This is a genomic window from Sphaerotilus sp. (genome assembly GCF_041083715.1).
Taxonomy (GTDB): domain Bacteria; phylum Pseudomonadota; class Gammaproteobacteria; order Burkholderiales; family Burkholderiaceae_C; genus Sphaerotilus.
The window spans coordinates 1-5,634 of record NZ_JBFPGY010000346.1 but is presented as its reverse complement, the minus strand read 5'-3'; the positions used below and the strand labels follow the sequence as shown (position 1 = coordinate 5,634).

Annotated in this window: 5 protein-coding genes; all 5 read right to left on the bottom strand. The window is 67.3% G+C overall.

Annotation, left to right across the window (positions count from 1 at the left end; genetic code table 11):
- Positions 1 to 665: class 1 fructose-bisphosphatase (locus tag AB3X43_RS16380; RefSeq protein ID WP_369430933.1), on the bottom strand; the 665-nt coding region annotated here is incomplete at its 3' end.
- Between the two features lie 81 nt (positions 666 to 746).
- Positions 747 to 3,401: an aminopeptidase N gene (gene pepN, locus AB3X43_RS16375; protein ID WP_369430932.1), complete on the bottom strand. Its 2,655-nt coding sequence runs from the start codon at positions 3,399 to 3,401 to the stop codon at positions 747 to 749.
- A gap of 24 nt (positions 3,402 to 3,425) precedes the next feature.
- Positions 3,426 to 4,079, bottom strand: a complete 654-nt coding sequence (locus tag AB3X43_RS16370) for an HAD family hydrolase (protein WP_369430931.1) — start codon at positions 4,077 to 4,079, stop codon at positions 3,426 to 3,428.
- A gap of 38 nt (positions 4,080 to 4,117) precedes the next feature.
- Positions 4,118 to 5,222 (bottom strand): peptide chain release factor 2 gene (gene prfB / locus AB3X43_RS16365; RefSeq protein ID WP_369430930.1). Its coding sequence is split into 2 segments (ribosomal slippage): positions 4,118 to 5,140 and positions 5,142 to 5,222, totalling 1,104 coding nucleotides; the frame shifts between segments, so codons are not numbered across the junction.
- Between the two features lie 68 nt (positions 5,223 to 5,290).
- Positions 5,291 to 5,634: alpha/beta fold hydrolase (locus tag AB3X43_RS16360; RefSeq protein ID WP_369430929.1), on the bottom strand; the 344-nt coding region annotated here is incomplete at its 5' end.

Below are 5,634 nucleotides of genomic sequence, written 5' to 3'. Positions count from 1 at the left end.
CGCTTCACCGGGGTGTCCCAGTGGCGCATGTTCGACATGTTGATCGCGAATTCCTTGGTGTCGGCCGGGATCTGCACGTTCTCGCTGGTCAGCACCCACGAGCCGGTCTCGCGGTCGAGCGTGAACATCGCGACGCCATCGCCCACCGTCAGCACCAGCGTGGTCTGCGGGCCGTAGACGCAGTAGCCGGCGGCCGCCTGGAACTTGCCGGGTTGCAGGAAATCCTCTTCGCTGACGCCGCGGTTGTGGCCGACCTTGCGCAGCACCGAGAAGATGGTGCCGATCGAGACGTTCACATCGATGTTGCTGGAGCCGTCGAGCGGATCGAACAGCAGCATGTACTCGCCCTGCGGATAGCGGTTGGGCACGACGTGGATGTCGTCCATTTCCTCGGAGGCCATGGCCGCGAGGTGGCCACCCCACTCGTTGGCCTCGATCAGCACCTCGTTGGAGATGATGTCGAGCTTCTTCTGGACTTCGCCCTGCACGTTCTCGCTGCCGGCCGAGCCGAGGACTTCGCCGAGCGCGCCCTTGTTGACGGCGATCGCGATGCGCTTGCAGGCGCGGGCCACCACTTCGATCAGCAGGCGGAGCTGGCCGGGAATGTGGCCGTGCTCGCGCTGCTGCTCGACGAGGTACTGGGTGAGGCTGATGCGTTTGGTCATGGAGCTGTACCGGCGTGGCGGCCGGATCGAGAGTTACAAAGGAGTTTCAGGGGGATGGCCCGATCCTAACTTCTCCAGATTTCAGTCCGCCAACGCCCGCATGACGATTTCTCGCGTATCGCCGGACAAGTCCGCCTTCCCGGCAATCCGCTCGATCGCCGCCCGCGCCTGGCTGCGGTAGGGCTCGGCCAGCGCGCGCCAGCGGTCGAGCGCCCGCGCCATGCGCGAGGCCAGCTGCGGGTTGAATCCGTCCACTTCCTGCACCTTGTCCGCCCAGAAGGCGTAGCCGGCCGCGTCGGCACGGTGGAAGGCGCCCGGGTTGAGCTGCGTCATCGTCAGCAGCAGGCTGCGTGCGCGGTTGGGGTTGCGCAGCGAGTAATCGGGGTGGCGTGCCAGGGCCTTGATCTGCTCGAAGACCTCGCCGCCATGCTCCGGCGCCGTGGCCTGCAACGCGAACCACTTGTCGATGACGAGCGCCTCGCTGCAGAACATGGCGTGGAATCGCTCCAGCGCCGCGCCAGCCAGCGACGAGCGGCCATGGACCAGCGCCGTCAGTGCGCCGAGGCGGTCGGTCATGTTGCCGGCGTCCTTGAAGCGCTGCAGCGCCTTGCCTTGCCAGAGCGGCTCGCCGCGTGCCACACCGTCGAGCACGAGCAGGGACAGCGCCAGATTGGCCAGCGCGCGCCGGCCGCAAGACACGGGATCGGGGCGGTAGCTGCCGGTCTGGCTGTGCTGCTCCCAGGCGGCGACCCAGTCGGCGTGCAGGCTGCGGGCGAGCTGCGCGCGCATCGATTCGCGTGCGGTGTGGATCTTCTGCGGATCGATCGGCTCGCCGGCTTCCGCCATGCGTTCGGCCAGATAGCCTTCGCTGGGCAGTGTCAGCACCAGTTCCTTGAATGCAGCGTCCAGCGTCGCGTCGTTCAGCACCGTGCGCAGGGCCGAGACGAAGGCCTCGTCGATCACCAAGTCGCCGCCCTGGCGGACTGCGGCCAGCAGCCGCTGCACCGCCAGCCGTTGACCGGCCTCCCAGCGGTTGAAGGCGTCGGTGTCGTGGCCCAGCAGCGTGAACAGCTCGGCCTCGCTGGCGGCCCATTCCAGGATCACCGGGGCCGAGAAGCCGCGCAGCAGCGACGGCACCGGTGCAGCGCTCAGACCGTCGAAGGTCCACGACTGCGCCATGCCGTCGAGCACCAGCACGCGGTCGGTGCCGGCGATCGGCTGGCCGGCCGCATCCAGCAGGCCCATGGCCACCGGGATCACGAAGGGCTGCTTGAGCGGCTGTCCCGGCGTGGCCGGGGTGTGCTGGCGCAGCGTGAGCGTGTAGCGGCCGGTTTCAGCGTCGAAATGGCCTTCGGCCTGCAGGCGCGGCGTGCCGGCCTGGGCGTACCAGTGCTTGAACCCATCCAGCCGCTCGGCCAGCGCGCTGCCGGGATTGGCATCGGCGATGGCCTGGGCGAAGTCGTCGCAGGTCACGGCCTGCCCGTCGTGGCGCGCGAAATACAGGTCCATGCCGCGGCGGAAACCGGCGCGACCGACCAGGGTGGCCATCATCCGCACGACCTCGGCGCCCTTCTCGTAGACGGTGGCGGTGTAGAAGTTGTCGATGGCTTGGTACTGGTCGGGGCGCACCGGGTGCGCCATCGGGCCGGCGTCCTCGGGGTACTGGCTCTGGCGCAGCTGGCGCACGTCCTCGATGCGCTTGACCGCGCGTGCCGAGGCTTCGCCCGCCATGTCCTGGCTGAACTCCTGGTCGCGGTAGACGGTCAGGCCTTCCTTCAGGCTGAGCTGGAACCAGTCGCGGCAGGTGATGCGGTTGCCGGTCCAGTTGTGGAAGTATTCGTGGCCGACGACGCTTTCGATGTTGCCGAAGTCGACATCGGTGGCGGTCGCAGGGCTGGCGAGCACGAACTTCGTGTTGAAGATGTTCAGGCCCTTGTTCTCCATCGCACCCATGTTGAAGTCGCTGACCGCGACGACCATGAAGCGCTCCAGGTCGAGCTTCAGGCCGAAGCGCGCCTCGTCCCAGGCGATCGACGCGATCAGCGAGTTCATCGCGTGCTCGGTCTTGTCCAGATCCCCGGCGCGCACGTAGACCTGCAGCGTGTGGTCCTGGCCCGAGCGGGTGCGGATCTTCTGCTCGCGGCAGACCAGATCGGCGGCCACCAGCGCGAACAGGTAGCTCGGCTTCGGGTGCGGGTCGCTCCAGACGGCGTAGTGGCGGCCCTTCGGGCACGGGCCGGATTCGACCAGGTTGCCGTTGGACAGCAGCATCGGGTACTTCTTCGCGTCCGCGCGCAGCGTGACCTTGAAGACGGCCATCACGTCCGGCCGGTCGGCGAAGTAGGTGATGCGGCGGAAGCCCTGCGCCTCGCACTGCGTGAAGAAACCGCCGCCCGAGGTGTAGAGCCCCGAGAGCTGCGTGTTCTTCTCGGGCGCACAGGTGTTGCGGATTTCCAGCGCGAACGGCTCGGCCGGCAGCTTGTCGAGCACGAGCTGGCCGCTGTCGAAGTGGAACGACACGCTCTCGCCGTTGACCAGCACGCGGGTCAGCGTGATGTCCTCGCCGTCCAGCCGCAGCGGCTGGCCAGGGCGGTCGGGGTTGGGCTCGACCTGCATCCGGCTGATGACCAGCGTCTTGGCCGGCTCCAGCTCGAAGGTCAGATCGACCGAGCGGATCCAGTGGCTCGGCGCGATGTAGTCTTCGCGCCGGGTCAGGGTGACGGTACCTTCACGCATGGCTTGTCTCTTGTTGTCTGGTGATCAGCCCAGGCTGGGCGGAAGGGTGTAATCGGTGAAGTCGGCGATCGACTGGAGCACATTGGCGTAACCAGCGAAGGCTTCAGCCGGCAGCGTGGTCGTCAGCACGACCGCTGCCATGCCACCACGGAGCGCGGCCTCGATGCCCAGCGGGGCATCCTCGAACACCAGGCACTGTGCCGGCTCGACACCCATGCGGCGCGCGGCCTCCAGGAAGATGTCCGGATGCGGCTTGCCGCGCAGGCCGTCGGCCGGGCTGGTGACCGTGTCCACCAGCGTGCCCAGCCCGAAGCGGGTGAAGGCGATGGCGATGTTCTCGGGCGGCGCGGCGGTGCAGATCGCGATCCGCAATCCACGCGCACGGCCCTGGGCGATCACCTCGCGGGCGCCGTCGATCAGCGTCAGTTCGCGCTCGGCGATCTCGCGGTAGAGCGCTTCCTTGCGGGCGGCCATCGGCTGCAGGGCGGCCTCGGCTTCCGCCGGGAACAGGTCCCGCAGGATTTCGAGGTTGGTCCGCCCCGCGGTCGCGGCGAAGAAGCCCGCCTCGTCATAGGGCAGGTCCATCTCGGCGTGCCAGAGCGCCCAGGAGCGCTCGTGCAGGGGCATGCTGTCGATCAAGGTGCCGTCCATGTCGAACAGCAAGGCGGCCAATGTCATCAAGATTCCCCTGGATGGATCGGATCACCGGGCGGTGATCACAGACCCTGTTTCAGACTCGCCTCGATGAACGCATCGAGATCGCCGTCCAGCACCTTCTGCGTCGCCGAGATTTCCACGTTGGTGCGCAGGTCCTTGATGCGGCTGTTGTCCAGCACGTACGAGCGGATCTGGTGGCCCCAGCCGACGTCGGTCTTGGTGTCTTCCAGCTTCTGCTGCTCTTCCATGCGCTTGCGCATCTCGTGGTCGTACAGGCGCGAACGCAGGCGCTTCCACGCCACATCGCGGTTGCTGTGCTGGCTGCGGCCGTCCTGGCACTGCACGACGATGCCGGTCGGGATGTGCGTCAGGCGCACCGCCGAGTCGGTCTTGTTGATGTGCTGGCCGCCCGCGCCCGAGGCCCGGAAGGTGTCCGTGCGCACGTCCGACGGGTTGATGTCGATCTCGATCGAGTCATCGACTTCCGGGTAGACGAACAGCGAGGCGAAGCTGGTGTGCCGGCCACCCGACGAATCGAACGGGCTCTTGCGGACCAGGCGGTGCACACCGGTTTCGGTGCGCAGGTGGCCGAAGGCGTAGTCGCCCTCGACCTTGATGGTCGCGCTCTTGATGCCGGCGGTGTCGCCTTCGGTGATGTCCTCGACCGTGGCGGTGAAGCCCTTGCGCTCGGCGTACTTCAGGTACTGGCGCAGCAGCATCGAGGCCCAGTCGCAGGCTTCGGTGCCACCGGCGCCGGCCTGGATGTCGATGAAGCAGTTGAGCGGGTCGGCCGGGTTGTTGAACATCCGGCGGAATTCGAGCTTCTCGACGGTGTCGCGCAGCGCGGCGGCTTCGGTCTCGATGGTGGCGAGCGAGTCGAAGTCCTGCTCGTCCTTCGTCATCTCGAAGAGTTCTGCATTGTCGGAAATCTGGCTGGTCAGGTGGTCGATCGTGCCGACGACGGTCTCCAGCGTGCGCTTTTCCTTGCCCAGCTCCTGGGCGCGCTTCGGGTCGCTCCACACCGCGGGGTTCTCCAGCGCGGCGTTGACCTCTTCCAGTCTCAGGCCTTTGCGTTCGTAGTCAAAGATACCCCCTTAGCGCGTTCGTGCGCTCGCTGAGGTCTGCCAGGGTGTTGCCGATGGCGTTGATGCGTTCGATGTCCATGGTCGCTCGATGTCCGGAAAGGCGCGATTTTGGCATGGACCCATCCCCATGGCCGGGGACGCCGCTGATCAGGCCGTGTAACCAGGCTGGCTGGCGAGGTGGCCGGCGAGGAGCGCGGCCAGCGCGTCCGGCTGGTCGTGGTGCAGCATGTGGCCGCACGGGCTCAGCAGGTGGCGCGTGAGCCGGGGCACCACCGCCAGGCGTTCCTCGAAATCCGCCCGCGGGTAGCGGTTGCCCCACCACTTGCTGACGTCCGTCTCGTCGCCTTCGACCCAGAGCACGGGAGCCGTGATGCGTGTCCAGCAGGCCAGCACCTCCTCCTTGCGGTAGAGCGCCGGGTTGACGTGCTTGTGCGCCGGATCGCCCAGGATCTCCCAGCGGCCGGCGGCGTTGCACCGGGACCAGTGCGGCG

Coding starts and splice junctions, on each gene's coding strand:
- pepN (WP_369430932.1), bottom strand. CDS start 3,401: ATGCGTGAAGGTACCGTCACCCTGACCCGGCGCGAAGACTACATCGCG.
- AB3X43_RS16370 (WP_369430931.1), bottom strand. CDS start 4,079: ATGACATTGGCCGCCTTGCTGTTCGACATGGACGGCACCTTGATCGAC.